Annotated in this window: 1 protein-coding gene; it reads left to right on the top strand. The window is 66.2% G+C overall.

Features of this window, described 5'->3' with window-relative positions; translation table 11 throughout:
• The coding region (locus AC1Q7Q_RS40385) for an acyl-CoA dehydrogenase family protein (protein ID WP_492387297.1) at window positions 1-701 on the top strand (701 nt) is incomplete at both ends.

Here is a 701-nt window from a genome sequence, read left to right as displayed (position 1 = left end):
ACCGTGCGCAACTGGGCGCAGGCCGAACTGGCGCCGCGCGCGGCCGAGATCGACCGTACCGACCAGTTCCCGATGGACGCCTGGAAGAAGATGGGCGACCTCGGCGTGCTCGGCATCACGGTGGCGGAGGAATACGGCGGCGCCAACATGGGCTACCTGGCCCACATGATCGCCATGGAAGAAATCAGCCGCGCCTCGGCATCGGTCGGCTTGTCGTACGGCGCGCACTCCAACCTGTGCGTCAACCAGATCCACCGCAACGGCACCGCCGCGCAAAAGGCCAAGTACCTGCCCAAGCTGGTCTGCGGCGACTGGATCGGCGCGCTGGCCATGAGCGAGCCCAACGCCGGCTCCGACGTGGTGAGCATGAAGCTGCGCGCCGACTTCAAGGGCGACCACTACGTGCTCAACGGCACCAAGATGTGGATCACCAACGGCCCGGATTGCGATGTGCTGGTGGTCTACGCCAAGACCGAGCCGGACCTTGGCGCGCGCGGCATGACCGCCTTTATCGTCGAGAAGGGCATGAAGGGTTTCTCGGTGGCGCAGAAGCTGGACAAGCTCGGCATGCGCGGCTCGCACACGGGCGAGCTGGTGTTCCAGGACGTGGAAGTGCCGGTGGAGAACATCCTCGGCGGCGAGAACCTGGGCGCCAAGGTGCTGATGAGCGGCCTGGACTATGAGCGCGCCGTGCTCTCCGG

The organism is Cupriavidus sp. GW823-FHT07A04 (assembly GCF_058794615.1).
This window is presented reverse-complemented; position numbering and strand designations above follow the sequence as displayed.